The following is a 24,342-nucleotide window of genomic DNA, read 5'->3' on the forward strand; positions in this document are numbered from 1 at the left end:
TGACAGTGTAGATCGGGCTCTGTTCGTACTCTCGCTGCTCAGGGTGGCCGAGAGCAGATGCAATTTTAGCCTTCCTCCATTAGCATTGGCGGTCTTTCTGCTACCAGTCGCGACGGATTTCAATGAGTTATCAGGTTCTTGCACGTAAATGGCGTCCGCGCTCGTTCCGCGAAATGGTCGGCCAGACCCATGTGCTCAAGGCCCTGATCAACGCTCTGGACAGTCAGCGGCTGCACCATGCTTATCTGTTTACCGGTACGCGCGGGGTGGGCAAGACCACCATCGCGCGGATCATTGCCAAGTGCCTGAACTGCGAAACCGGGATCACTTCAACCCCGTGCGGCAGTTGCTCGGTGTGCCAGGAAATCGACGAAGGGCGCTTTGTCGACCTGATCGAGATCGACGCCGCGAGCCGCACCAAGGTCGAAGACACCCGTGAACTGCTGGATAACGTGCAGTACGCGCCGAGCCGCGGGCGCTTCAAGGTCTACCTGATCGACGAAGTGCACATGCTCTCCAGTCACTCGTTCAATGCCTTGCTCAAAACGCTGGAAGAGCCGCCGCCCTACGTCAAATTCATCCTGGCGACCACTGATCCGCAGAAGCTGCCGGCCACCATTCTGTCGCGCTGCCTGCAGTTTTCCCTGAAGAACATGACCCCGGAGCGGGTGGTCGAGCACTTGAGTCATGTGCTCGGTGCCGAGAACGTGCCGTTCGAAGATGATGCCCTGTGGCTGCTGGGCCGCGCCGCCGACGGCTCGATGCGCGATGCCATGAGCCTCACGGATCAGGCGATTGCCTTCGGCGAGGGCAAGGTATTGGCCGCTGACGTGCGGGCGATGCTCGGCACCCTGGACCATGGTCAGGTGTTCGACGTACTCGGTGCGTTGCTCGCAGGCGACGCCCGGGCGCTGCTTGAAGCCGTGCGCCACCTGGCCGAGCAAGGCCCTGACTGGAACGGCGTGCTGGCGGAAATGCTTAACGTGCTGCATCGGGTGGCGATTGCCCAGGCGTTGCCTGAGGCGGTCGATAACGGCCATGGTGACCGCGACCGGGTATTGGCGCTGGCCCAGACCCTGCCCGGCGAAGACGTGCAGTTCTATTACCAGATGGGCCTGATCGGCCGCCGCGACCTGCCGTTGGCACCGGACCCGCGAGGTGGTTTCGAGATGGTCCTGCTGCGCATGCTGGCATTTCGTCCCGCCGACAGTAGCGATGCGCCGAGCCAGGCGTTAAAGCCAGTGGGGGTCAGCCAGGCCAAGGCTGATCCCCGCCCGACACCGGCCGCCGCGGTCAGCCCGGTCTCTGCTGCCAGCCAACAGTCCGCGCCGGCACCGGCGCCCGCCATCGAGCCCGCCCGCCCGGCACCGCAGGCGGCCCAGCCGGCCATTGCCCGGCCTGAGCCCGCGGCTGCACCGGTGGTCGAGCCCGCGCCGGTTATGGCGCCTGCGCCAGTCGTCGAGGCTGCCGAGGTCGTTGATCTGCCGTGGGAAGACTCGCCTGCCAGTGCCCAGCCAGTCCCGGCCACGCCGATCACTCCTGAGCCGGTGCTGGACACCGTCGCCGAGCCTCCCGAGCTGCCGTCGATGCCGGTGCCCACGCCGGCCAGTCCGGTGCCGGATGCTCCGCAAGTGGTCGAGCCTGAGGCCCTCGCGCAGCGCAGTGCCGGTGCGCTCGAAGACATCCCCGACAGCGCCTACCTGTCGGCCCCGCAGCAGCGTGATGACGAGCCGCCGCAGGATGACGATTATGTCGAGCCGGATATCGATATCGACCCGGCCTCGTTCAGCTATCTGGACGAGCTGGCCCAGGATCATGTGCACGCCGATGAAGCCCCGGAGCCTGAGCCTGAACCGGCGGCAATGCCGGCCACGGGGCTTGCCGCGCAATGGCTGGAAATCTTTGCGCAATTGCCGATCTCTGGCCTGACCGGCAGTATTGCCGCCAACTGCACGCTGATCAGCGTTGAGGGCGATCGTTGGTTGCTGCATCTGGATCCGGGGCATGGCGCGCTGTTCAACTCGACCCAGCAGCGGCGCTTGAGTGATGCGTTGAACCAGTACCACGGCAGTCCGATCCAATTGACTATCGAGCTGATCCGTCCGCAGCAGGAAACCCCGGCGCAAGCGGCGTCACGTCGGCGTGCCGAACGTCAGCGCCTGGCGGTGGCCTCGATCCACGCCGATCCGCTGATCCAGCAGATGATGCAGCAGTTTGGCGCGGTGGTGCGTGAAGATACGATCACTCCGGTGGACGCCGCGCAATGATTGACGGCACGCTGTCAGTGACGGCGTGCAAACCAAGTAACCCCCTATTTCGAGGAGATATCCCATGATGAAAGGTGGCATGGCTGGCCTGATGAAGCAGGCCCAGCAAATGCAGGAAAAAATGGCCAAGATGCAGGAAGAGCTGGCCAACGCGGAAGTCACCGGCCAGTCGGGCGCAGGCCTGGTCAGCGTGGTGATGACCGGCCGTCACGACGTCAAGCGCATCACGCTGGATGACAGCCTGATGCAGGAAGACAAGGAAGTGCTCGAAGACCTGATCGCCGCCGCCGTCAACGACGCGGTACGCAAGATCGAGCAGTCCAGTGCCGAAAAGACCGCCAGCATGACCGCTGGCATGCAGTTGCCGCCAGGCATGAAGCTGCCGTTCTGACGGCCGTTCACTGCTGTACACGATGCCAGGCTTGCCCTGGCATCGTGCTTTCTGGCCATTGTTGATCGAACATCAGACGGCGAAGGTGGTCTGCTTTTTATACCCCCAATGCATTCAAGGAGAGGTCCCGATGACCCAAGAGCTGATCCTCAACCAACGTATTGTGCTGGCTTCACGCCCGAAAGGCCGTCCGGTTCCGGAGAACTTTCGTCTGGAGCGTGAAGCACTGCCGGAGCTCAAGGGCAGCCAGGTGCAACTGCGCACTCTGTATCTGTCCCTCGACCCCTACATGCGTGGCCGGATGAGCGACGCGCCGTCCTACGCCGATCCGGTGGCGATTGATGCGGTGATGGAAGGTGGTGCGGTCAGTGTGGTCGAGCAGTCGCTGGACTCGCGGTTTCAGCCCGGTGACCTGGTGGTTGGCCAGACCGGCTGGCAGAGCCACAGCATCAGTGATGGTTCGGCGCTGATCAAGCTGCCTGCCGACTTGCCCAACCCGTCACTGGCGCTGGGTGTGCTCGGCATGCCAGGCATGACCGCTTACATGGGCCTGATGGACATCGGCAAGCCCCAGGCCGGCGAAACCCTGGTGGTCGCGGCGGCGTCCGGCGCGGTCGGCTCGGTGGTCGGTCAGGTCGCCAAGCTGCACGGCCTGCGGGTGGTCGGTGTGGCCGGTGGCGCGGACAAATGCCGTTATGTGGTCCAGGAGCTGGGCTTTGATGCCTGCATCGACCACCGCAGCGAGAACTTTGCCAGTGAACTGGCCGAGGCCTGCCCCAAGGGCATCGATGTCTACTATGAGCTGGTGGGCGGCAAGGTCTTCGAAGCGGTGCTGCCGCTACTCAACCCACGTGCGCGTATTCCGCTGTGCGGGGTGATTGCCCAGTACAACGCTCAGGGCGAATTCGCTGGCCCCGATCAGTTGCCATTGCTGATGCGTACGCTGCTGACCAAGCGCATCGTCATCGAGGGCTTCATCGTGTTCGAGAAATACGCCAGCCGTCGTCAGGAGTTCATCGACGCCATGACCCCGCTGGTCACCAGCGGCAAGGTCAAGTTCCGCGAAGACGTGGTGCAGGGTCTGGAAGCTGCGCCACAGGCGTTGATCGGCCTGCTGGAGGGACGCAACTTTGGCAAACTGGTGGTCGAGGTTTCCCGGCTTTGATTGACGCTGACGACAAGGCGCGGGTATAAACCGCGTCTTTCGATTATCCGGGATCTTTGTTCATGAGCTTCAGCCCCCTGATTCGCCAACTGATCGATGCCTTTCGTGTGTTGCCAGGCGTCGGCCAGAAGACCGCCCAGCGCATGGCATTGCAGTTGCTGGAGCGTGATCGCAGCGGCGGCTCGCGGCTGGCACTGGCGCTGCAACAGGCCATGGACGGGGTCGGGCACTGCAAGAGCTGCCGGACCCTGACCGAACAAGACCTCTGCCCGCAATGCGCCGACCTGCGCCGCGACGATACGCTGCTGTGTGTGGTGGAGGGGCCGACCGACGTGTACGCGGTGGAACAGACCGGTTATCGCGGTCGTTACTTCGTCCTCAAAGGCCACCTGTCGCCCCTCGACGGCCTTGGTCCCGAGGCCATCGGCATCCCACAACTGATCGAGCGCATCGACAGCCAAGGCACCTTCACGGAAGTCATCCTGGCGACCAACCCCACTGTCGAAGGCGAAGCCACCGCGCACTACATCGCCCAGTTGCTCAACGACAAAGGCCTGATCGCTTCACGCATCGCCCATGGCGTACCGCTGGGCGGCGAGCTGGACCTGGTCGACGGCGGCACCCTCGCGCATTCCTTTGCCGGGCGCAAGCCGATTACCCTGTAAGCCCAATGCTGTTCAGATAAGCACTGCGGACCCAGTGGGAAGAGCCGGCCGGCGCCCCGGTCTGCTCGCGAAGAGGCCGGTAAAAACACTACATCTGCTGCGAATGTGCCGCCGTCTTCGTTGGCAACCGGAGCGCCGGCCGGTCGCCAACGAAGGCGGCGGCGCATTAGCGATATATCTTGCGCAGCTTTCGCGACCAAGCTCGGGCCCACCACGTCTCGCCGAAAAACCACTGCATTGGTCGTACAACCACACCCATAGAAAGCCCTTTGCCCTCGCTGGGGCATTTCGCCGTACCTCCGAGAACCTCCGGTATATAAGCCTTTAGTCGATGTCGGGCGCTTTCAAAATGCGTTGTACGATAACATATATCATGCCAGAATTATTTTGAAACAAATTGCCTCGTCGCTGCAAGACGGTAGGGGCGATCACCAGCAATCTAAAAATAATTCAGGTGAAACATGAAAATAAAAGGCATCCGGTGGTGGATGGTTAGCCTCGTGACGGCTGGCCTGGTGGTCAACTATCTAGCCCGCAATACCCTGTCCGTGGCCGCGCCTACGTTGATGACCGACCTGTCGATCACCACCGAGCAATACGCCAAGATCGTCGCTGCCTGGCAGCTCTGCTACGCGTTCATGCAGCCGGTCGCCGGCTGGATCATCGACTTCATCGGTACCAAACTGGGCTTTGCGGTGTTTGCCCTGGCCTGGTCGGTCGCCTGTGCCGGTGCGGCCTTGGCCACGGGTTGGCAGAGCATGGCGTTCATGCGCGGCTTACTGGGTATCACCGAAGCAGCCGGCCTGCCGGCGGGGGTCAAGGCCACTACCGAGTGGTTCCCGGCCAAGGAACGCTCGGTGGCTATCGGCTGGTTCAATATCGGTTCCTCGCTGGGCGCATTGCTGGCACCGCCACTGGTGGTGTGGGCGATCCTGCACAGCGGCTGACAGTTGGCCTTTCTGGTGGTCGGTGGCTCCGGGGTGGTGTGGACTGTGGCGTGGATGCTGCTGTACAAGCACCCGCGCGACCAAAAGCGCCTCAGCGAGGCCGAGCGCGACTACATCCTGAGCGGTCAGGAGTCCCACTTTAAAGTCGAGAAGCGTGAGAAGGGCGCCTGGAAACGCATCTTCAAAGAGCGCAACTTCTACGCCATCGCTTCGGCACGCATCCTCTCCGAGCCGGCCTGGCAGACCTTCAACGCCTGGATCCCGCTGTACCTGATGACCGAGCGGCACATGAACATCAAGGAAGTGGCCATGTTCGCCTGGCTGCCGTTCCTGGCGGCTGACATCGGCTGTGTACTGGGCGGTTACCTGAGCCCGTTCTTTCATCGCCACTTCAAGGTCTCGCTGTTCACCTCGCGCAAGATGGTCCTGGTGTTCGGGGCCAGTTGCATGATCGGCCCGGCCTGCATCGGTCTGGTGCAAAGCCCTTACACCGCCATCCTGCTGCTGTGCATCGGCGGGTTCGCGCACCAGACTCTGTCCGGCGCGCTGTACTCAATCACCTCCGACTCTTTCAGCAAAGACCAGGTGGCGACTGCCACTGGCATGGGCGGCATGTTCGGTTACCTGGGCGCCGCAGTGTTCACCCTGGTGTTCGGCATCCTGGTTACCCAGATTGGCTACAGCCCGCTGTTCGTAGTGCTCGCAGCCTTCGATATCGTTGCTGCGGTGCTGGTCTGGAAGGTTGCGCGGGAGATTCGCCGCGAACCTGTCCGTGAAGCGCCTTTGGCCAGCGGTGGGACGCTCACGCCCGGTCACTGATTGATGTAACGACAAACCCCGCCAAATGGCGGGGTTCTTTGTTTCAGAGCAGCAATATCAGGCTTCTGCATGCCGGCCCTTGAACGCAGGGTTCAGTCGAACGGGCCGACCGCCGCGAAGGCCCCGCCCTGGTATACCATGCTCGGATCGTCAGCCGCGGGTGCCGGCTGCGCTTCAACCTTGGCGCGAAATGGCTCAGAGCTGTCCTTGGGTGTATAGCCGAGGTGCGCGGCATGGCGGTTGTCCCACCACTGTGGCGTATTGTCGGAGGCACCATAGACGATGGTGTGGCCGACATCGGCAGTGAACAGCCCGCGCTCAATGAGCTGCACCAGGTCGTCGTAGCTCAGCCAGGTGCACAGCATGCGCCGATTGTTCGGTTCCGGGAACGATGAGCCGATGCGGATGCTCACCGTCTCGATGCCGTAGCGGTCGAAATAGAAACTGGCCATGTCTTCGCCATAGCACTTCGACAGGCCGTAATAGCTGTCCGGACGGCGGGGCGAGTGGGCGTCGATGCGCTCGTCTTGCCGGTAGAAACCGATGGTGTGGTTGGAGCTGGCGAAAATCACCCGCTTGACGCCGTGTTTGCGCGCTGCCTCGTAGATGTGGAACACGCCGCAGATGTTCGGGCCGAGTATGGCTTCGAAGGAGTGCTCGGTGGACACACCGCCGAAATGCACGATGGCATCCACACCAGCCACCAGTTCGTGAACGGCAGCCTTGTCGGCCAGATCACAGGTCACCACTTCTTCATGGGGGCCAGCAGCCGGGGCCATTACGCTGATATCGGAAAGACGCAGGATCTCGGCGCAGCCCTTGAGGCGTTCACGCAGCAGGGTGCCCAGCCCGCCGGCAGCTCCCGTGAGCAATAGGCGGTTGAAGCGGGGAGTAGTCATCGCCAGGGTTACCTAACTGTTATTAATGTTGTGCGTTATCGTACGACTTGGAAATTATCCATGGCCGCAAAAGCGCCTGTCAACGACTGTTCCAGCACGGCAGGCCAGCCTTTGGTCGTGTAGCCAGGGTGGGGCAGGCCGTTAACATGCTGCCCCGGCGCTCCGGTTGCCGGAGTGCCGGACTACGATTATTTGTAGAAGCTATTCTGATACGGCCTCTTCGCGAGCAGAGCGCCTTCCCACATCACGTGTCTGGCGCTGAGTCTGCGAGCGACCCGGATTTTATCGGAGGGTGCCACTCTTACCGCTGCACGTCAGCTCAAAGCTCATCCAGCGCAAAGCTGGTGAGGCTGAAGGTCGGCACTTGCAGGTCATTCAGGCGTTTTGAGCCACCCAGCTCCGGCAGGTCGATGATCGCCGCCGCCTCATGAACCCTGGCGCCCATGCGGCGAATCAGGTTGACCGCCGCCGTCAGCGTGCCGCCGGTGGCAATCAGATCATCGAACAGCACCACACTGTCGCCGTCGCACAGGCTGTCAGCGTGTACTTCCAGAAAGGCTTCGCCGTATTCGGTCTGGTAACCCTCCGACAACACGTCGGCCGGCAACTTGCCTTGCTTGCGAAACAGCACCAACGGTTTGTTCAACTCGTAAGCCACCACCGAGCCGATCAGAAAACCGCGCGCGTCCATCACACCGATCTGGTTGAAATCAGCGTCGATATAGCGCTGTACGAAATGATCAATCACCTGGCGGGTCGCCTTGGGCGACTGGAACAGCGGGGTGATATCGCGGAACACCACACCGGGCTTGGGAAAGTCCACGACAGGCCGGATATGGGACTTGAGCAGGGAGACATCGAAAGACATGCGTACAATCCAGAACAGGTTTGCCCGACAGTATAAGCTGGACTGCTCTGGATCGCAGTTGGGCACCCCTAAAAACTACCTACGTTGCTATCGCTGCGTTGAAGCCAGGCTCAGAATGCTCATTTACAACCCGTAAAGTCGGACGCGACCCCGGTCGCTTCTTCGCCTGTCTTCGCCTTGCGCTGGCTGCCTCGCTTACGTTTTTAGAGGCGCCCAGTTGTTCTCAAATTTCAGCGTGCAACCGGCAGTGGCTCAGCTTTCCATCGCGCCACCGGCCAGGGCGCACAGCTGGATCGGGTCAATGATGTGGATTTCCTTGCCTTCGGCGGCAATCAGCTCGTTCTGCTGGAAGCGGGTAAAGACCCGCGATACGGTTTCCACAGCCAGGCCCAGATGGTTGCCGATTTCGTTGCGAGACATGCTCAGGCGGAAATGGTTGGCCGAAAAACCGCGGGCACGGAAGCGCGCCGACAGGTTGACCAGAAAGGTCGCGATACGCTCATCGGCGGTTTTTTTCGACAGCAACAGCATCATCTGTTGATCGTCACGAATTTCCCGGCTCATTACGCGCATCAACTGGCGGCGCAGTTGCGGCAGTTGCACCGACAACTCGTCGAGACGCTCGAAGGGGATTTCACACACCGAGGTGGTCTCCAGTGCCTGGGCCGATACCGGATAGGCTTCGGCGTCCATGCCCGACATACCGACCAGTTCGCTGGGCAGGTGGAAACCGGTCAGTTGTTCGGCACCGCCGTCACTGATGCTGAAGGTTTTCAGGGCGCCGGAGCGCACGGCGTAGACTGACTCGAACGTATCGCCCTGACGGAACAGGAACTCACCCTTCTTCAAAGGGCGGCCGCGCTTGACGATCTGGTCCAGCGCATCCATATCTTCCATGTTCAGCGAGAGGGGCAGGCACAGCGGGGCGAGACTGCAATCCTTGCAATGAGCCTGATTATGAGCACGCACCTTGACTGGCTCGGACATCACTTGATTCCTTGTGGGAGAAGCACACATAGGATGTAAGGGTAACTCAGGCGTGATGACTTGGGCCAGCATGGCAGCTCTACCTTGATGTCTGATTGATGTCATATGACGCGTGAAAACCGTTGGCTGCTCGCAGGGTTGAGATAAGCATCAAACAGCATGCACACGGCGCGCACCAGCAACCGACCAGCCGGTAGCACGCGGATACCGTGGTCATCCATCACGATCAAACCGTCGCGGCACATGTTCAGCAACGGTGGCCAGAGTTCATGGAAATAGCCGCGAAACTCGATGGCAAAGGCTTGCTCTATGGCTGCGAAATTCAGTTCGAAGTGGCAGATCAGTTGCTGGATGACCGCACGGCGGATACGGTCGTCCTGATTGCACAGCAGCCCGCGCTTGGTCGCCAGTTGATCGCTGGCCAGCAGGCTCTGATAGTCGCTGAGGTCGTTGCTGTTCTGGCAATACAGGTCACCGATCTGGCTGATGGCCGAGACCCCGAGGCCGATCAGGTCGCAATGGCCGTGGGTGGTGTAGCCCTGGAAATTGCGTTGTAGCGTGCCTTCTTCCTGAGCAATGGCCAGTTCGTCGTCGGGCAGGGCGAAGTGGTCCATGCCGATGTAGCGATAGCCGGCCCCGGTCAGTTGCTCGATGGTGCGCTCAAGCATGCGCAGTTTCTGTTCCGGTTTGGGCAGGGCGTTATCGTCGATGCGCCGCTGCGGCATGAAGCGTTCGGGCAGGTGGGCGTAGTTGAACACCGACAGCCGGTCTGGCTGCAGGGCGATCATCTCTTCCACCGTGCGCGCGAAGCCTTCCGGCGTTTGCAGGGGCAGGCCGTAGATCAGGTCGATATTGACCGAGCGAAACTGCAGGGTGCGCGCCGCTTCAACAATCGCCCGGGTTTGCTCCAGGCTTTGCAGGCGGTTGACGGCGCGTTGCACCGCCGGGTCCAGGTCCTGCACGCCGAGGCTGACCCGGTTAAAGCCCAGCTCGCGCAGCAAGCCCATGGACGACCAGTCGGCTTCGCGGGGGTCGATTTCGATGCCGTAGTCACCGGAGTCATCCTCCAGCAGGTTGAAGTGGCTGCGCAGGCAGGCCATCAATTGGCGTAGCTCACCATGGTTGAGAAAGGTCGGCGTGCCGCCGCCCAGATGCAGTTGCTCGACCACCTGATCGGGTGCCAGATGGCAGGCCAGGGTCTTGATTTCATGCTCCAGGCGCTGCAGATAGGCCGGGGCGCGGCTGCGATCCTTGGTGATCACTTTATTGCAGGCGCAGTAGTAACAGATGTTGGCGCAGAACGGGATATGCACGTACAGCGACAACGGGCGACGCGCCTTGCGGCTGTCACGCAGGGCATGCAGCAGGTCGAACGTGCCCACCTGCGTGCTGAACTGCACGGCGGTGGGGTAGGAGGTGTAACGCGGTCCTGCCAGATCGTAGCGACGGATCAGGTCAGAATCCCAACGAATGACGTCGAGCATGCGGGCATTCCCCTGGTTAGGCTGGCGATGCCCGAGTCTAGATCAGCGTGGGCAGGCGGATCTTGATGTACATCAATGCAGTCAATGCCCCATCAACCAGTGTTGATGCGGGCCTGGCAGGCTCCATAACCCAAAACCAATCACCAGCAGGCCACCGGCGGTGCGTAGGCCACGGCGGCGCAGCAGTGCACGGGTGCGCTCGGCTGCTGCGCCGGTAAGCAGCAGTACCGGGCAGGTGCCCAGACCGAACACCAGCATCAATGCGGCGCTGGTCAGTGCATTGCCCTGAATCGCCGCCCACAGCAGGACGCTGTACACCAGCCCGCATGGCAGCCAGCCCCATAGTGCACCCACTGCGGCGGCGCGGGGCAGGGTGCTGATCGGCAGCAAGCGGCTGGCCAGCGGTTGCAGATGGCGCCACAGGCCACGGCCGAGGCGCTCGATGCGGGTCAGGCCGCTCCACCAGCCGGCCAGGTACAGGCCCATGGCAATTAACAACAGGGCGGCGATGACCCGCAGCACCATGGCCGCCGGGCCGTTGGCCACCGCGTGACCGAGCAGCCCGGTGAGCAGCCCGGCCAGGCCATAGCTGCTGATCCGTCCCAGGTTATAGGCCAGCAGCAGTGGCCAGCGCCGCGGGTTCGGGGCGGACAGGCTCAGCGCGCCCATTAGCCCGCCACACATACCGATGCAATGCCCGCCGCCGAGCAGCCCGAACATCACGGCCGAGCCCAGCAGGGCAAGGATTTCAGGCATGCCGGTCGCGGTCCTTGTCCTGTTGTTGGCGGATCGCGGCCTGGTGACCGGGGTCCTGATCGTCGAACAGGATGCTGTGCGCCGGGCTGTCGAGATCGTCGTACTGGCCGCTGTCCACCGCCCAGAAAAAAATCCAGATGGCCAAGGCGACCAGTAACAGCGCGGCGGGAATCATGATGTAGAGCGCAGGCATGTTTGCTCCGTGACCACAGGTGAATCGGAGGTGGCCGGCATGCGGCTCAGGCGCAGGGCATTGAGCACCACGGCCAGTGAACTGAGCGACATGCCGATGGCCGCCCACACCGGGGTGATCCAGCCCAGTGCGGCGAACGGCAGCATCAGGCCATTGTACAGCGCAGCCCACAGCAGGTTCTGGATGATGACTCGTTTGCTGCGCCGCGCCAGACGCAGGGCATCAACCAGCGTCTGCAACCGGTTGGACAGCAGTACGGCATCGGCGCTGGTCTTGGCCAGGTCGGTGGCCGAACCCATGGCAATGCTGATATCGGCGGCGGCCAGCACCGGCACGTCGTTGACCCCGTCACCGAGCATCAGCACTTTGCGACCTTGCTGATGCAGGCTGTGCAGCACGGCGAGTTTGTCAGCCGGGCGCAGACCGCCCTGATATTGATCGATACCCAGCTCAGTGGCCACGCTGGCGACCATCGGTGAGCTGTCGCCCGACAACAGCAGGGTTTTCCAGCCCCGTGCCCGGCAGGCATTGAGCAACGCCGGGGCATCGCTGCGCAGGCGATCGTCGAGCACCAGCCAGGCCAGCGGCCCGTGTTGGTCGCCCAGCAGCAGCCATTGCCCGGCTTGATCAGGCATGGGCGGCGCCGTATGGCCGCTCAGGGCGCAGACAAACGCGGCTTGGCCGATGCGCAGGGTGCGGCCGTCGACCTTGCCTTCCAGACCCATTCCGGCATGGGCCTGGGTTTGCGTGGCGCGTTGCGTGGCAGGTCCGAAGGCGCGGGCGATGGGGTGTTCGGAGCGGCTTTCCAACGCAGCCGCCAGGGCCAGGCAGGTATCGGCATCCAGGGCTGCAAGCGGCAAGATACGGCGCAGTTGCAGGCGACCTTCGGTCAAGGTGCCGGTCTTGTCGAAAATCACGGTGTCGACTTGCTCCAGTGCTTCGAGCACGTGGCCACGGGTCACCAGCAAGCCCAGGCTGTGCAGGCTGCCGGTGGCGGCGGTCAACGCGGTGGGGGTGGCCAGCGACAGTGCGCAGGGGCAGGTGGCAACCAGCATGGCCAGGACAATCCAGAAGGCGCGGTCGGCGTCCAGTTGCCACCACAACGCGCCGATCAGCACCGCCGCCACCAGCGAGATGACCAGAAAAACCTGTGCGGCGCGGTCGGCCAAGCGTGCCAGTCGGGGTTTTTCTGTCTGGGCGCGTTCCAGCAAACGGACGATGGCCGACAGCCGGGTGTTCTGGCCCAGCGCCCGCACCTGCACGGTCAGTGGGCTGTCGACGTTCAGCGTGCCCGCAGTGACCGCATCGCCGGGGTTACGGGGTTGCGGCAGGTACTCACCGGTCAGCAGCGACTCATCGATGCTCGAATGCCCCTCGATGATCGTGCCGTCAGCGGGCAGCACCGCGCCGGGCAGTACCAGCACCTGGTCGTCGAGCTGCAGTTCGCTGAGCAGAATGCGTTGCTGCTGGCCATCGGCAGTCAGGCGCAGGCATGACGCCGGCAGCAACCTGACCAGTTGCGTGGTGGCTGCGGCGGTGCGCTGCCGGGCGCGGCGCTCCAGATAGCGGCCAGAGAGCAGAAACAGCGCGAACATGCCTACGGCATCGAAGTACAGCTCGCCGCTGCCGGTAATGGCGGTCCAGATCCCTGCGCCGTAGGCCAGGCCGATGGCCAGCGACACCGATACGTCCATGCTCAATTGCCGGTTGCGCAGGTCGCGCAGTGCACCGCTGAACAGTGGGGCACAGCTATAGAACACGATCGGTGTGGTGAGAAACATCGCCACCCAGCGCAGGATGGTATGCATCCCGGCGCTGAGGTCGACATTGAACTCCGGCCAGGTCGCCATGGTTGCCATCATCGCCTGAAACCACAGCAGGCCTGCCACACCGAGGCGGCGCAGGGCCTGGCGGTTCTCACGGGCCAACTGCTCACTGGCCTGGTCAGCTTGCCAGGGATGCGCGAGGTAGCCGATCAGGCGCAGCCGTTCGAGAATCTGGCTCAGCGGCAACTGCGCGGCGTCCCAGCTCAGGTGCAGGCGATGTGTCGTCAGATTCAGCCGTGCGTGGGCAACGCCGGGCAGGCTGTGCAACTGGCGCTCGATCAGCCAGCCGCAGGCCGCACAACTGATGCCCTCGACCAGCAGGGTGGTGTCGCTGAGTGGGCCGTCCTGGCGGACGAAGCCTTGCTGGACCTCGGGCCGGTCGTAGAGCCGCAGCTCATCGGCCAGCAGGTCGGGTAGTTGTTGCGGGTTGCTGGCCGCCGCGCTGCGGTGCTGGTAGTAGTGTTCCAGGCCGCTGGCCACGATGGTCTCGGCCACGGCCAGGCAGCCGGGGCAGCAGAACTGCCGAGGTTCGCCGAGCACTACTGTCGTGAAAGGGCGGGCGCCGGGCACTGGCAGGTCGCAGTGGTAGCAGGGTGTGGTGCAGGCTTGCTGGTCAGCCAGGCCGCCGTCTGCCACTGCATCTGACGCAGCGGGGTGGCTCAAGGTGCCGCCTGCAAAGGCTCGTCACCCAGCCTCAAAGTGCGCCCCTGGGCGATGAATTCCTCTTCGAACAACCGCCATGTACGGTTCTGCTCGCGGCCCAGCAGTTCGACAAAGCGCCGTCCCTGGACCTTGTCATCGAGCTGCCCGACATAACGGCCGGGCTCGGCCGGGCTGCGGTTAAGCAGCACATGACGGTCTTTGTCCGGCTGGGTCGGCGACAGCAGGTTCAGCTCCAGCGTGGAGGGCAGGTGCTCACCGCTCAGGCGCAGGTCCACTTCGCCGGTCAGTTCGTCCAGTTGCAGACTGGCGCGCAGCTTCAGGGCCACCGCCAGTTGTTCGCGCTCCAGCGAGCGGTTGATGCCCTTGCCGGCGTCGTAGTAATTGTCGCTGACCAGATTGACCGGGTTATTCACCGCGATCACCACCATGCTCAGGCTCAGGGTCACCGAACAGGCCAGCAGGCCGATGATGAACCAGGGCCAGCGATGCCGGTACCAAGGGGCGACGGGGGAGGTAAGGTGCATGTCGAGTACTTCCTGTTAGCGAATCTGCGGGCCAATGAAACGGCTCTTGGCTTCGATACGGCTGCTGTTGTCGTCGATATCCTGAAGGGTGAACGTCACCTCGTTGGTGGTCGACGGCATCTGCTCAGGAGCGCTGGACAGCTCCACCGCCAGGCTCAGGCTTTCGCCGGCCGGCACCCGGATTTCCTGTTGGCCCTGCAGGCGCAGGTCAGGCAGACCGCTGGCTTGCAGCAGATAGCTGTGCGGTTTCTGGTCCTTGTTGAGGATTTTCAGGCTGTAGACGTTCTCGATCCGGCCTTGCGCGTTTTCACGATACAGCATGCGATCCTTGCTGACATCGAAGCCCACCAGCGGACGCAACAGGAACGCGCTGACCAGCGCGCCGATCATCACCAGCAAGACCACGGCATAACCGATCAACCGGGGGCGCAGGGTCTTGGTGACCTGGCCGGACAGGTTGTGCTCGGTGGTGTAGCTGATCAACCCGCGCGGGTAGTTCATCTTGTCCATCACGTTGTCACAGGCGTCGATACAGGCCGCGCAACCAATGCACTCGATTTGCAGGCCGTCGCGGATATCGATACCGGTCGGGCACACCTGCACGCACAAGGTACAGTCGATGCAGTCACCCAGGCCCTCGGCCTTGTGATCGGCCTGCTTGCGCCGTGGGCCGCGTTGCTCGCCACGGCGCGGGTCATAGGAGACGATCAGGGTGTCCTTGTCGAACATCACGCTCTGAAAGCGCGAGTACGGGCACATGTGGATGCACACCTGCTCACGCAGCCAGCCGGCGTTACCGTAGGTGGCCAGGGTGAAGAACGCTACCCAGAAATACGCCCAGCCGTCGGCCTGGCCGGTCAGCAATTCGATGCACAGCTCACGGATCGGCGCGAAATAGCCGACAAAGGTCAGGCCGGTGGCGATGCCGATCAATAACCACAGGCTGTGCTTGGCGCCTTTGCGCAGCAGCTTGTTGGCACTCAGCGGCGCCTTGTCGAGCCTGATGCGCTGGTTGCGGTCGCCTTCGGTGACCTTCTCGCACCACATGAAAATCCAGGTCCACACGCTTTGCGGGCAGGTGTAGCCGCACCACACCCGGCCGGCATAGACGGTGATGAAAAACAGGCCAAAGGCCGCGACGATCAGGATACCCGACAGCAGGATGAAGTCCTGCGGCCAGAAGGTTGAACCAAAAATGTAGAACTTGCGCTCCGGCAGGTTCCACCACACCGCCTGGCGGCCGTTCCAGTCGAGCCACACGGTGCCGAAGTAGATCAGAAACAGCAACGCACCACCGGCCATGCGCAGGTTGCGGAACAAACCCTTGAACGCCCGGGTATGGATCTTTTCACGGGCGGCGTACAGCTCGACGCTGTTGCTGCCCTTGTCAGGTGGCGGGGTAATGTCTTGAAGCGGTATCCGATGACTCATCGCAACGTCCCACGGCAGTACGAAAGTGCCCGGTTCAGGCCGGGTCGAGCAGTGCTTTCTTATGCCTCGATGATACGCCCGGACCTTGGCAAGGGCCTGCGACATTGGGTCGCTTTGCCCCCTTGTGGCGCCCTGTGCGGGTGACCTGGATCAATTGACACACTAAATAGACGAGTAGCCGGGCCGATCTTCATGCCACTGGCTGACCCATGGGTTGAGAACCGGCATGCGGCAATGCTGGAAATCCTGAGTGTTACGGGTCACCACCGTCAACCCATGAACCCGCGCGGTGGCGATCAGGGCATCGCATTGCATTGGGGGGCGAGCTTGCCAACGAATACAGACATAGCGGATGCGGTGATCTCGCCGACCCCTTCGCCAGCAAGCTGGCTCCCTCCGGATCTGAGTCATGCCGGCTACTTGAGCCCGACGCGGGAACGGTGTACTCAGAAAGTGGGTATGACACGGCTCCGGTGGGAGTCGGCTCAGCCGACGAATGCTGCGGGACATGCACAGCAGGTGTGCCGGTTTTACGAGGTCCGTGTCTGCTGCGAGCGCGCGGCGCCGAGGCGGCGGGTGATCTCCTACGGTTCAGGTTTCTGCGACAAGCTGTAAATGTAAGCCGCCAACACATGCACCCGGTCATCACCTTGAGTCGCTTTCTGGGCCGGCATTTGTCCCTGGCGCCCATTGCGGATGCTCTCCTGCAACTGGGCAAAACTGCTGCCGTAGATAAACGCCTCAGGGTGCTTCAGGCCCGGCGCGCCGAGCAGCGGCTGACCCTTGAGCTGCGGGCCGTGGCAGGCGATGCAGGTCGTGGCGTAGAGCTTCTGGCCGGCCTGCGGGTCGGCCTTGGCATCGGCCGGCAGCTCGCGGCCCAGGCCGGTGTACACATACGCCGCGACGTCTCTCACCCCTTGCTCGCCAAGCACCGCGCCCCAGGCCGGCATCACCGCCTGGCGACCATTGAGAATGCTGGTCTTGATCGATTGCGGATCGCCGCCCCAGCGCCAGTGCTCGTCAGTCAGGTCGGGAAAACCGTAGGCGCCCTTGGCGTCAGAGCCGTGACACACAGAGCAGTTGGAGGCGAACAGGCGCGCACCCATTTGCAGTGCCTCGGGGTCTTTGGCGACGGCCTCGACCGGCATCGCGGCGAAGCGCGCAAAGGTTGGCGCGTAACGCGCCTCGGCCCGCTGCATTTCCTTTTCCCACTCATGCACGCCACTCCAGCCTTGCTGGCCGTCGGCGAAGCGCACTTTATTGTCGGCATCCAGCCATTGGTAACCCGGCATCAGCCCGCGCCAGTTGCCCAGGCCCGGATACAGCAGCAGGTAAACCAGCGAAAACACCAGGGTGGCGATGAACAGGTTGAACCACCAGCGTGGCAGCGGGTTGTCGTATTCCTCGATGCCGTCAAAGCTGTGTTTGAGGGTTTCATCGGTCTGATCCTGGCGCTCGCCCTTGCGGGTCGCCAGCAACAGCCAGGTCAGACCCGCCAGGGTTGCGAGGGTCAGCAGGGTAACGTACAGGCTCCAGCCGCTGCTCATGCGTCAGGCTTCCGGCGGTCAGGGTCAAGGCTGTCGGGCTCGTCGGCGAACGGCAGCAGGGTCGCTTCGTCGAAGTCCTGTTTGCGTTTGGGGCTGAACACCCAGAGCGCCAGGCCGATGAACGCCAACAGCACCACCAGCGTACCCAGGCCACGAATCATTCCGCTGTCCATGCGCTCACCTCTTGCTCTTGATCTGCACGCCCAGACCTTGCAGGTAGGCCACCAGGGCGTCCAGTTCGGTCTTGCCGGTCACGGCGGCCTGGGCACCGGCGATATCGGCATCGGTATACGGCACGCCCAGGCTGCGCAGGGCCTGCATCTTCTTTGCGGTCTGGCTGGCGTCCACCGGTTTATGGGCGAGGAACGGGTAGGCCGGCATCTTTGACTCGGGCACTACATCGCGCGGGTTGATCAGGTGAATGCGGTGCCACTCATCCGAGTAACGTGCGCCGACCCGCGCAAGATCCGGCCCGGTACGTTTGGAACCCCATAGAAACGGATGGTCCCACACGCTCTCACCGGCCACTGAGTAATGGCCGTAACGCTCGGTTTCAGCACGAAACGGGCGGATCATCTGCGAGTGACAGCCCACGCAACCGTTGGCGATATAGACGTCGCGGCCTTCGAGTTGCAGGGCGGTGTAGGGCTTCATGCCGTCCACCGGGGTGTTGACCGTGTCCTGGAAAAACAGCGGCACGATCTGGGTCAGACCGCCAATGCTGACCGCCAGCACCATCAACAGGGTCAGCAGCCCGACGTTTTTCTCGACGACTTCGTGCTTCATGACTGAGCACCTGATGTGGGTGCCTTTGACACCTGAATGCCTGCGGCCTCGGCGGCGGCCTGCGGGTCGGCGCCGCGTACGGTGAGCCAGGTGTTCCAGGCCATCAGCAGCATGCCGCTGGCGAACAGCGCGCCGCCGATCATCCGCACCACATAGCCGGGATGGCTGGCGACCACCGACTCGACGAAGGAAAAGCTCAGGGTGCCGTCGGCATTCACTGCCCGCCACATCAGCCCCTGGGTAATGCCGTTGACCCACATGGCGGCGATGTAGAGCACCGTGCCGATGGTCGCCAGCCAGAAATGCGCGTGGATCAGACTGACGCTGTGCATCGCCGTGCGGCCAAACAGCCGCGGGATCATGTGATAGGTCGCGCCAATGGTAATCATCGCCACCCAGCCCAGCGCGCCGGCGTGTACGTGGCCGATGGTCCAGTCGGTGTAGTGCGACAGGGCGTTGACGGTCTTGATCGCCATCATCGGCCCTTCGAAGGTCGACATACCGTAGAACGCCAGCGACAGCACCAGAAAGCGCAGGATCGGATCGCTGCGCAACTTATGCCAGGCGCCGGACAGGGTCATCATGCCGTTGATCATCCCGCCCCAGCTCGGCACCAGCAGGATCACCGACATGACCATGCCCAGCGACTGTGCCCAGTCTGGCAGGGCGGTGTAGTGCAAATGATGTGGGCCGGCCCAGATGTACAGGGTGATCAGCGCCCAGAAGTGCACGATCGACAACCGGTACGAGTACACCGGGCGTTCAGCCTGCTTGGGCACGAAGTAATACATCATGCCGAGAAAACCGGTGGTGAGGAAAAAGCCCACCGCGTTGTGGCCGTACCACCACTGGATCATCGCGTCGGTGGCCCCGGCATAGATCGAGTATGACTTGAACAGGCTGACCGGTACGGCCAGGTGATTGACCACGTGCAGCATCAGGGTCACCACAATGAACGCACCGTAAAACCAGTTGGCGACATAAATATGCGGCGTGCGGCGACGCATCAGGGTGCCGAAAAATACAGTGGCGTATACCGCCCAGACCACCGCCAGCAAGATTGCGATGGGCCATTCCAGCTCGGCGTATTCCTTGGTCGTGGTGTAGCCCATCGGCAGGCTGATCAATGCTGCGACAATCACCGCCTGCCAGCCCCAGAAAGTAAAGGCCGCCAGCCGGTCGGACATCAGCCGTGTCTGGCAGGTGCGCTGCACCACGTAATAGGAGGTGCCAAACAGCGCACAGCCGCCGAAAGCGAAGATCACCAGGTTGGTGTGCAACGGCCGCAGCCGGCCGAAGGTCGTCCACTCCAGGTCGAGGTTCAATTGCGGCCAGACCAGTTGCGCGGCGATGAACACCCCGAGCCCCATGCCCACGATCCCCCAGACCACCGTCATGATGGCGAACTGGCGGACCACCTTGTAGTTGTAGGCGGTGCTATTCATTAAGGGGGTCAAAACTCCTGAAGAAACGACAACAAGGCAGCCGAACACCGCGACATTCGCAATGGACGAGCAGGGTGCTGGAAAATTCAACGCCGGCCAGCTTAATGCCTCGAATGCGGGGAGGGAAGCGCGCAGTGTGCGGCTAAATCGCGGGCAAAAAAAACGCACCCCGATCGGGGTGCGTCATTCTCACAAGAGACAGGGTTACAGGAGCCAGGGTCTCAGTGGGCGCCTGCCTGAGCCTGGGTCGCTGCGGTGGGTTTGGACAGGCTGTAGACATAGGCCGCCAGCAACTGCACTTTGTCGTTACCGAGCAGCTCAGCCTGCGCCGGCATATGACCCTGACGGCCCTGACGGATAGTCTGTTGCAGTTGCGCCAGGCTGGTGCCGTAGATAAAACCGCCTGGCTGGGTCAGGTCGGGCGCGCCCATCAGCGCCATGCCCTTGCCGCCCGCGCCGTGACAAGCCACGCAGGTAGTGCTGTACGCTTGCTGCCCGGCGGCCAGGTCAGCCTGATTGCCTTCCGGCAGTGGCAGCCCCGCCAGTGAGTGACGTACATAGGCTGCAACATTTTTTACGCCTTCTTCGCCCAGCACCGGCCCCCAGGCGGGCATCGCGGCGATGCGCCCGGCCATGATGCTGGCCTTGATGGTGTCGGCATTGCCGCCCCAGCGCCAGTTGTCGTCGGTCAGGTTTGGAAAACCGAAAGCCCCCTTGGCGTCGGAGCCGTGACACACCGAGCAGTTGGAGGCGAACAGCCGAGCGCCCATGCGCAGTGCCTGCGGGTCTTTGGCCACGTCTTCAAGCGGCATGGCGGCATAGCGGGCAAAGATCGGGCCGAACCTTGCGTCAGCCTGCTGCATCTCTTTCTGCCACTCGGCATCGCTGGTCCAGCCGTTTTCATAACCGGGCATGATGCCTTTCCAGTTGCCCAGGCCTGGGTAGAACACCAGGTAGATCAGCGCGAACACCAGGGTGCCGACAAACAGCTGGAACCACCAGCGTGGCAGCGGGTTGTCGTATTCCTCGATGCCATCGAAGCTGTGCCCCATGGTCTTGTCGGCGCCGTCGGCCGGCTGGCTTTTGCGGGTACCGATCAGCAACCAGGTCAGGCCAAACAGGCTGCCCAGGGTCAGCACGCTGATGTAGATACTCCAGAAGGTACTCATGGCTGGTTACTCCGCTCAACGGATTGTGCTTTATCGACTGGCGGCTGTGAGGCCAGGGGTTCGTCGGCAAAGGGCGCCATGCGCGCTTTGGCGAAGTCCTCGTTGCGGCGGCTGCTGCATACCCACAGCGACATGCCAAGGAACGCGATGGCCACCACCAGGGTGCCGAGCCCGCGCAGGTCTGCGATGTCCATGTTTCACCTCTTGCTCTTGATGGCGGTGCCCAGCACCTGCAGGTAGGCGACCAGCGCGTCCATTTCGGTCTTGCCCTTGAGGCTGGCCACGGCGCCTTCGATGTCGCTGTCGGTGTATGGCACGCCCAGCGTGCGCATGGCTTTTAGCTTGGCCACCGTGTCACGGCTGTCGACCGGGTGCTCCACCAGCCAGGGATAGGACGGCATCTTCGACTCCGGCACCACGTTGCGCGGGTTGTACAGGTGGGCACGGTGCCAGTCGTCCGAGTAACGGCCACCGACCCTGGCCAGGTCCGGGCCAGTGCGCTTGGAGCCCCACAGGAACGGGTGCTCCCAGACGCTTTCGCCGGCCACCGAGTAATGCCCGTAGCGTTCGGTTTCCGCGCGGAACGGGCGGATCATCTGCGAGTGGCAACCCACGCAGCCTTCACGGATATAGATGTCGCGGCCTTCGAGTTGCAGCGCGGTGTAGGGCTTCATGCCTTCGACCGGGGTGTTGACCACGTCCTGGAAGAACAGCGGCACGATCTGGGTCAGGCCGCCGATGCTGACGGCCAGCACCATCAGGATCATCAGCAGGGTGACGTTCTTTTCGATCACTTCATGTTTCATGGCGCTCTCCTCAGGCCATCTGCGCGGCAGATGCGATTTCGTCAGGCTGCGCGGCGCGCACCGTGCGCCAGGTGTTCCAGGCCATCAGCAACATGCCGCTGAAGAACACCGCACCGCCGACCAGCCGCACGATAAAGCCCGGATGGCTGGCCACCAGGGTTTCGACGAAGGAGTAGGTGAGCGTGCCGTCGTCGTTGATCGCCCGCCACATCAGGCCCTGAGCGATGCCGTTGACCCACATCGAGGCGATGTACAGCACGGTGCCGATGGTCGCCAGCCAGAAGTGCGCGTTGATCAAACCGATGCTGTGCATGGCCGGGCGGCCGAACAGGCGCGGGATCATGTGGTACATGGCACCGATGGAAATCATCGCTACCCAGCCCAGCGCCCCGGCGTGTACGTGGCCGATGGTCCAGTCGGTGTAGTGCGACAGGGCGTTGACGGTCTTGATCGCCATCATCGGCCCTTCAAAGGTCGACATGCCGTAGAACGCCAGCGACACCACCAGAAAGCGCAGGATCGGGTCGCTGCGCAACTTATGCCAGGCGCCGGACAAGGTCATCATGCCGTTGATCATTCCGCCCCAGCTCGGTGCCAGCAGCACCAGCGACATGATCATGCCCAGCGACTGCGCCCAGTCTGGCAGCGCGGTGTAGTGCAGGTGATGAGGGCCGGCCCAGATGTACAGGGTGATCAGCGCCCAGAAGTGCACGATCGACAACCGGTAGGAATACACCGGACGTTCGGCCTGCTTGGGCACGAAGTAATACATCATGCCCAGAAAACCTGCGGTGAGAAAAAAGCCCACGGCGTTGTGGCCGTACCACCACTGGATCATCGCGTCGGTGGCGCCGGCGTAGATCGAGTAGGACTTGGTCAGGCTGACCGGCAGTTCCAGGTTGTTGACGATGTGCAGGATCGCCACGGTCAGGATAAAACCGCCGAAGAACCAGTTGCCCACATAGATGTGTTTGGTCTTGCGCGTGGCCAGGGTGCCGAAGAACACCACGGCGTACGCGACCCAGACAATGGTGATCAGAATGTCGATCGGCCATTCCAGCTCGGCGTATTCCTTGGAAGAGGTGTAGCCCAGCGGCAGGGTAATGGCCGCCAGCACGATCACCAGTTGCCAGCCCCAGAAGGTGAACGCTGCCAGTTTCGGCATGAACAGCGGCGTCTGGCAGGTGCGCTGCACCGAGTAATAGGAGCTGGCGAACAGCGCGCAGCCGCCGAAGGCGAAGATCACGGCGTTGGTGTGCAACGGTCGCAGGCGCCCGAAGCTGGTCCATGGCAGATCAAAGTTCAACTCCGGCCAGACAAGCTGTGCAGCCAGAAAAACGCCTAACCCCATCCCGACAATTCCCCAGACCACCGTCATAATGGCGAACTGGCGAACCACCTGATAGTGATAGGCAGAGCGGTGTGTTGTATTCATTTTTAGCGGTATCCCATCCAGCGTGGTCGGAGCCAGCGCCCTACGGTCCAAAGGTGTTGGCAGACTCATCAGAAGCGAGGCAAGCATGGGTAATGGGCTAACTGCCTGTATTGACAGGGATCAATGCGCACAATGGGCGCATGACCAGGGCTGGTTATGGACGAGGGGGGCGGTCATCGACGGGCAGACGCCGCCGACCCTGATCCTGGCGCATGGCGCTGGTGCGCCCATGGATAGCGAATTTATGAGCGAAATGAGCCGATACCTGGCAGAACTTGGGGTGAACGTGCTGCGTTTCGAGTTCCCCTACATGGCTCAGCGGCGGCTCGGAGGCAGCAAAAGGCCACCTAACCCGCAAGGTCAACTGCTTGATGTCTGGCGTGAGGTGTATACCAGGGTGCGACTTCATGTCGCTGGGCGTCTGGCCGTAGGCGGCAAGTCGATGGGCGGGCGGATGGCCAGCCTGTTGGCCGATGAGCTGCACGCCGATGCACTGGTGTGTCTGGGGTATCCGTTCTATGCAGTGGGCAAACCCGAGAAGCCCCGGGTTGCGCATCTGGCCGATCTGCAGACTCCGACCCTGATCGTGCAAGGCGAGCGTGATGCGCTGGGTAATAAAGACGCGGTGCAGGGTTATGCGTTGTCGGCCGCCATCGACGTGCATTGGTTGCCGACAGCGGACCACGACCTCAAGCCATTGAAAGCCAGCGGCCTGAGCCACGCCCAATGCTTGAGCGAAACGGCGCAACGCATTGCCCGATTCTTGCGCCGCTAACGTTGTGGCTCAGCCTGCCACGGACACGGCAAATTGAAGCGCCCGCCACTGACCCGAAAACCGAGCGCGGAAATCCCGAACTCGAACTCACCCTGCAAGTGGCGGTGTTCCCGATCAACCCTCTGTAAGTTCAGGGTGCCACTTTGCAGATGCCGGGAGTGATAGATCCGGTTGCGGGCGTTGGGCGTGTCGTTATAGACCACCTGGATTTTCGGGTTGCCTACCAGGGCGTGGTGGCCCGGCTGCAGATCGTGGTCCAGATAAAGACCAATGCTGACGCGCATTCGGCCGGCTTTGCCTTTGGCGATGATCTTCCAGATCCAGTGGCCGCTGGGTTGGGACAGTTCCGGGCGTAAGGTCAGGCAGCCGAGCAGCGCGTCGATATGGACCGGCGTGCCATTGACGCAAACGCGGAAAAGCTCAGGGTTGATAACCGGCGGGACGTCACCGGGGTGGCGGGTACAGAGTTCGGGCATGGTATGCATCATGGCAAT

Annotated in this window: 23 protein-coding genes and 2 pseudogenes; 6 read left to right on the forward strand and 19 right to left on the reverse strand. The window is 62.4% G+C overall.

The genetic code is table 11. From position 1 onward, the window contains the following. Positions 1–122 precede the first annotated feature (122 nt). The 5 genes and pseudogenes from dnaX (at position 123) to NJC40_RS16030 (ending at position 6,254) form a co-directional block, all read left to right on the forward strand. Positions 123–2,267: a DNA polymerase III subunit gamma/tau gene (gene dnaX, locus NJC40_RS16010; RefSeq protein ID WP_253141997.1), complete on the forward strand. Its 2,145-nt coding sequence runs from the start codon at positions 123–125 to the stop codon at positions 2,265–2,267. A 64-nt stretch (positions 2,268–2,331) separates the two neighbouring features. After that, on the forward strand, positions 2,332–2,658 hold the full coding sequence (locus NJC40_RS16015) for a YbaB/EbfC family nucleoid-associated protein (RefSeq protein WP_045489832.1): 327 nt from the start codon (positions 2,332–2,334) through the stop codon (positions 2,656–2,658). 130 nt (positions 2,659–2,788) lie between these two features. Then, positions 2,789–3,823 carry an NADPH-dependent curcumin/dihydrocurcumin reductase gene (gene curA / locus NJC40_RS16020; RefSeq protein WP_253142000.1) on the forward strand — a complete coding sequence of 345 codons (1,035 nt, stop codon included), beginning with the start codon at positions 2,789–2,791 and terminating at the stop codon, positions 3,821–3,823. A 62-nt stretch (positions 3,824–3,885) separates the two neighbouring features. Beyond that, positions 3,886–4,488 carry a recombination mediator RecR gene (recR, locus tag NJC40_RS16025; protein WP_253142003.1) on the forward strand — a complete coding sequence of 201 codons (603 nt, stop codon included), beginning with the start codon at positions 3,886–3,888 and terminating at the stop codon, positions 4,486–4,488. Between the two features lie 461 nt (positions 4,489–4,949). Further along, a pseudogene (locus tag NJC40_RS16030) lies at positions 4,950–6,254 on the forward strand (MFS transporter). A 92-nt stretch (positions 6,255–6,346) separates the two neighbouring features. On the opposite strand, the gene NJC40_RS16035 reads toward NJC40_RS16030, so the two are convergent. The 18 genes and pseudogenes from NJC40_RS16035 to ccoN (NJC40_RS16120) form a co-directional block, all read right to left on the reverse strand. After that, positions 6,347–7,153 carry an NAD-dependent epimerase/dehydratase family protein gene (locus tag NJC40_RS16035; RefSeq protein WP_253110083.1) on the reverse strand — a complete coding sequence of 269 codons (807 nt, stop codon included), beginning with the start codon at positions 7,151–7,153 and terminating at the stop codon, positions 6,347–6,349. A gap of 319 nt (positions 7,154–7,472) precedes the next feature. Beyond that, positions 7,473–8,021 (reverse strand): adenine phosphoribosyltransferase, encoded by a 549-nt coding sequence (locus tag NJC40_RS16040; protein WP_045489838.1) that lies wholly within the window; start codon positions 8,019–8,021, stop codon positions 7,473–7,475. 252 nt (positions 8,022–8,273) lie between these two features. Beyond that, the gene (fnr, locus tag NJC40_RS16045) at positions 8,274–9,008 is read right to left on the reverse strand and encodes a fumarate/nitrate reduction transcriptional regulator Fnr (protein WP_045489840.1); all 735 of its coding nucleotides are present in this window, start codon (positions 9,006–9,008) and stop codon (positions 8,274–8,276) included. Between the two features lie 101 nt (positions 9,009–9,109). After that, positions 9,110–10,492 (reverse strand): oxygen-independent coproporphyrinogen III oxidase, encoded by a 1,383-nt coding sequence (hemN, locus tag NJC40_RS16050; RefSeq protein ID WP_253142006.1) that lies wholly within the window; start codon positions 10,490–10,492, stop codon positions 9,110–9,112. An 81-nt stretch (positions 10,493–10,573) separates the two neighbouring features. Next, positions 10,574–11,248 (reverse strand): sulfite exporter TauE/SafE family protein, encoded by a 675-nt coding sequence (locus NJC40_RS16055; RefSeq protein WP_253142008.1) that lies wholly within the window; start codon positions 11,246–11,248, stop codon positions 10,574–10,576. Continuing rightward, positions 11,241–11,441: a cbb3-type cytochrome oxidase assembly protein CcoS gene (gene ccoS / locus NJC40_RS16060; RefSeq protein ID WP_045489846.1), complete on the reverse strand. Its 201-nt coding sequence runs from the start codon at positions 11,439–11,441 to the stop codon at positions 11,241–11,243. Before ccoS ends, NJC40_RS16055 begins: the two co-directional genes overlap by 8 nt. Next, entirely contained in the window at positions 11,420–13,888 is a 2,469-nt protein-coding gene (locus NJC40_RS16065) for a heavy metal translocating P-type ATPase (protein WP_253142159.1), read from the reverse strand. The genes ccoS and NJC40_RS16065 overlap by 22 nt, the downstream gene beginning before the upstream one ends. Positions 13,889–13,926: 38 nt before the next feature. Beyond that, positions 13,927–14,454 (reverse strand): FixH family protein, encoded by a 528-nt coding sequence (locus NJC40_RS16070; protein WP_253142012.1) that lies wholly within the window; start codon positions 14,452–14,454, stop codon positions 13,927–13,929. A gap of 15 nt (positions 14,455–14,469) precedes the next feature. After that, positions 14,470–15,885, reverse strand: coding sequence for a cytochrome c oxidase accessory protein CcoG (gene ccoG, locus NJC40_RS16075; RefSeq protein ID WP_253142029.1), 1,416 nt, complete (start codon positions 15,883–15,885; stop codon positions 14,470–14,472). Between the two features lie 162 nt (positions 15,886–16,047). After that, a pseudogene (locus NJC40_RS16080) lies at positions 16,048–16,206 on the reverse strand (type II toxin-antitoxin system VapC family toxin); the annotation flags it as partial. 263 nt (positions 16,207–16,469) lie between these two features. Continuing rightward, a complete protein-coding gene (ccoP, locus tag NJC40_RS16085; RefSeq protein WP_253142044.1) occupies positions 16,470–17,432 on the reverse strand; it encodes a cytochrome-c oxidase, cbb3-type subunit III in 963 nt (320 codons plus the stop codon). After that, on the reverse strand, positions 17,429–17,605 hold the full coding sequence (locus NJC40_RS16090; RefSeq protein WP_253110141.1) for a cbb3-type cytochrome oxidase subunit 3: 177 nt from the start codon (positions 17,603–17,605) through the stop codon (positions 17,429–17,431). Before NJC40_RS16090 ends, ccoP (NJC40_RS16085) begins: the two co-directional genes overlap by 4 nt. Positions 17,606–17,609: 4 nt before the next feature. Further along, the gene (gene ccoO / locus NJC40_RS16095; RefSeq protein WP_253110144.1) at positions 17,610–18,218 is read right to left on the reverse strand and encodes a cytochrome-c oxidase, cbb3-type subunit II; all 609 of its coding nucleotides are present in this window, start codon (positions 18,216–18,218) and stop codon (positions 17,610–17,612) included. Continuing rightward, the gene (ccoN, locus tag NJC40_RS16100) at positions 18,215–19,663 is read right to left on the reverse strand and encodes a cytochrome-c oxidase, cbb3-type subunit I (protein WP_253142046.1); all 1,449 of its coding nucleotides are present in this window, start codon (positions 19,661–19,663) and stop codon (positions 18,215–18,217) included. The genes ccoO (NJC40_RS16095) and ccoN (NJC40_RS16100) overlap by 4 nt, the downstream gene beginning before the upstream one ends. Before the next feature lie 221 nt (positions 19,664–19,884). Then, a complete protein-coding gene (gene ccoP / locus NJC40_RS16105; protein ID WP_045489860.1) occupies positions 19,885–20,832 on the reverse strand; it encodes a cytochrome-c oxidase, cbb3-type subunit III in 948 nt (315 codons plus the stop codon). Continuing rightward, the gene (locus tag NJC40_RS16110) at positions 20,829–21,026 is read right to left on the reverse strand and encodes a cbb3-type cytochrome oxidase subunit 3 (protein WP_045489862.1); all 198 of its coding nucleotides are present in this window, start codon (positions 21,024–21,026) and stop codon (positions 20,829–20,831) included. The genes ccoP (NJC40_RS16105) and NJC40_RS16110 overlap by 4 nt, the downstream gene beginning before the upstream one ends. 3 nt (positions 21,027–21,029) lie before the next feature. Next, positions 21,030–21,638: a cytochrome-c oxidase, cbb3-type subunit II gene (gene ccoO, locus NJC40_RS16115; protein WP_045489864.1), complete on the reverse strand. Its 609-nt coding sequence runs from the start codon at positions 21,636–21,638 to the stop codon at positions 21,030–21,032. 10 nt (positions 21,639–21,648) lie between these two features. Next, positions 21,649–23,073, reverse strand: a complete 1,425-nt coding sequence (gene ccoN / locus NJC40_RS16120; RefSeq protein ID WP_045489866.1) for a cytochrome-c oxidase, cbb3-type subunit I — start codon at positions 23,071–23,073, stop codon at positions 21,649–21,651. 85 nt (positions 23,074–23,158) lie between these two features. On the opposite strand from ccoN (NJC40_RS16120), the gene NJC40_RS16125 reads away from it, so the two are divergent. After that, positions 23,159–23,848, forward strand: coding sequence for an alpha/beta family hydrolase (locus NJC40_RS16125; RefSeq protein ID WP_253142048.1), 690 nt, complete (start codon positions 23,159–23,161; stop codon positions 23,846–23,848). Here the strand turns inward: NJC40_RS16125 and NJC40_RS16130 are convergent. Further along, the gene (locus NJC40_RS16130) at positions 23,845–24,324 is read right to left on the reverse strand and encodes a hypothetical protein (RefSeq protein ID WP_253142051.1); all 480 of its coding nucleotides are present in this window, start codon (positions 24,322–24,324) and stop codon (positions 23,845–23,847) included. The genes NJC40_RS16125 and NJC40_RS16130 overlap by 4 nt on opposite strands. Positions 24,325–24,342: the final 18 nt, after the last annotated feature.

The organism is Pseudomonas sp. 21LCFQ02 (assembly GCF_024129895.2).
GTDB lineage: Bacteria > Pseudomonadota > Gammaproteobacteria > Pseudomonadales > Pseudomonadaceae > Aquipseudomonas.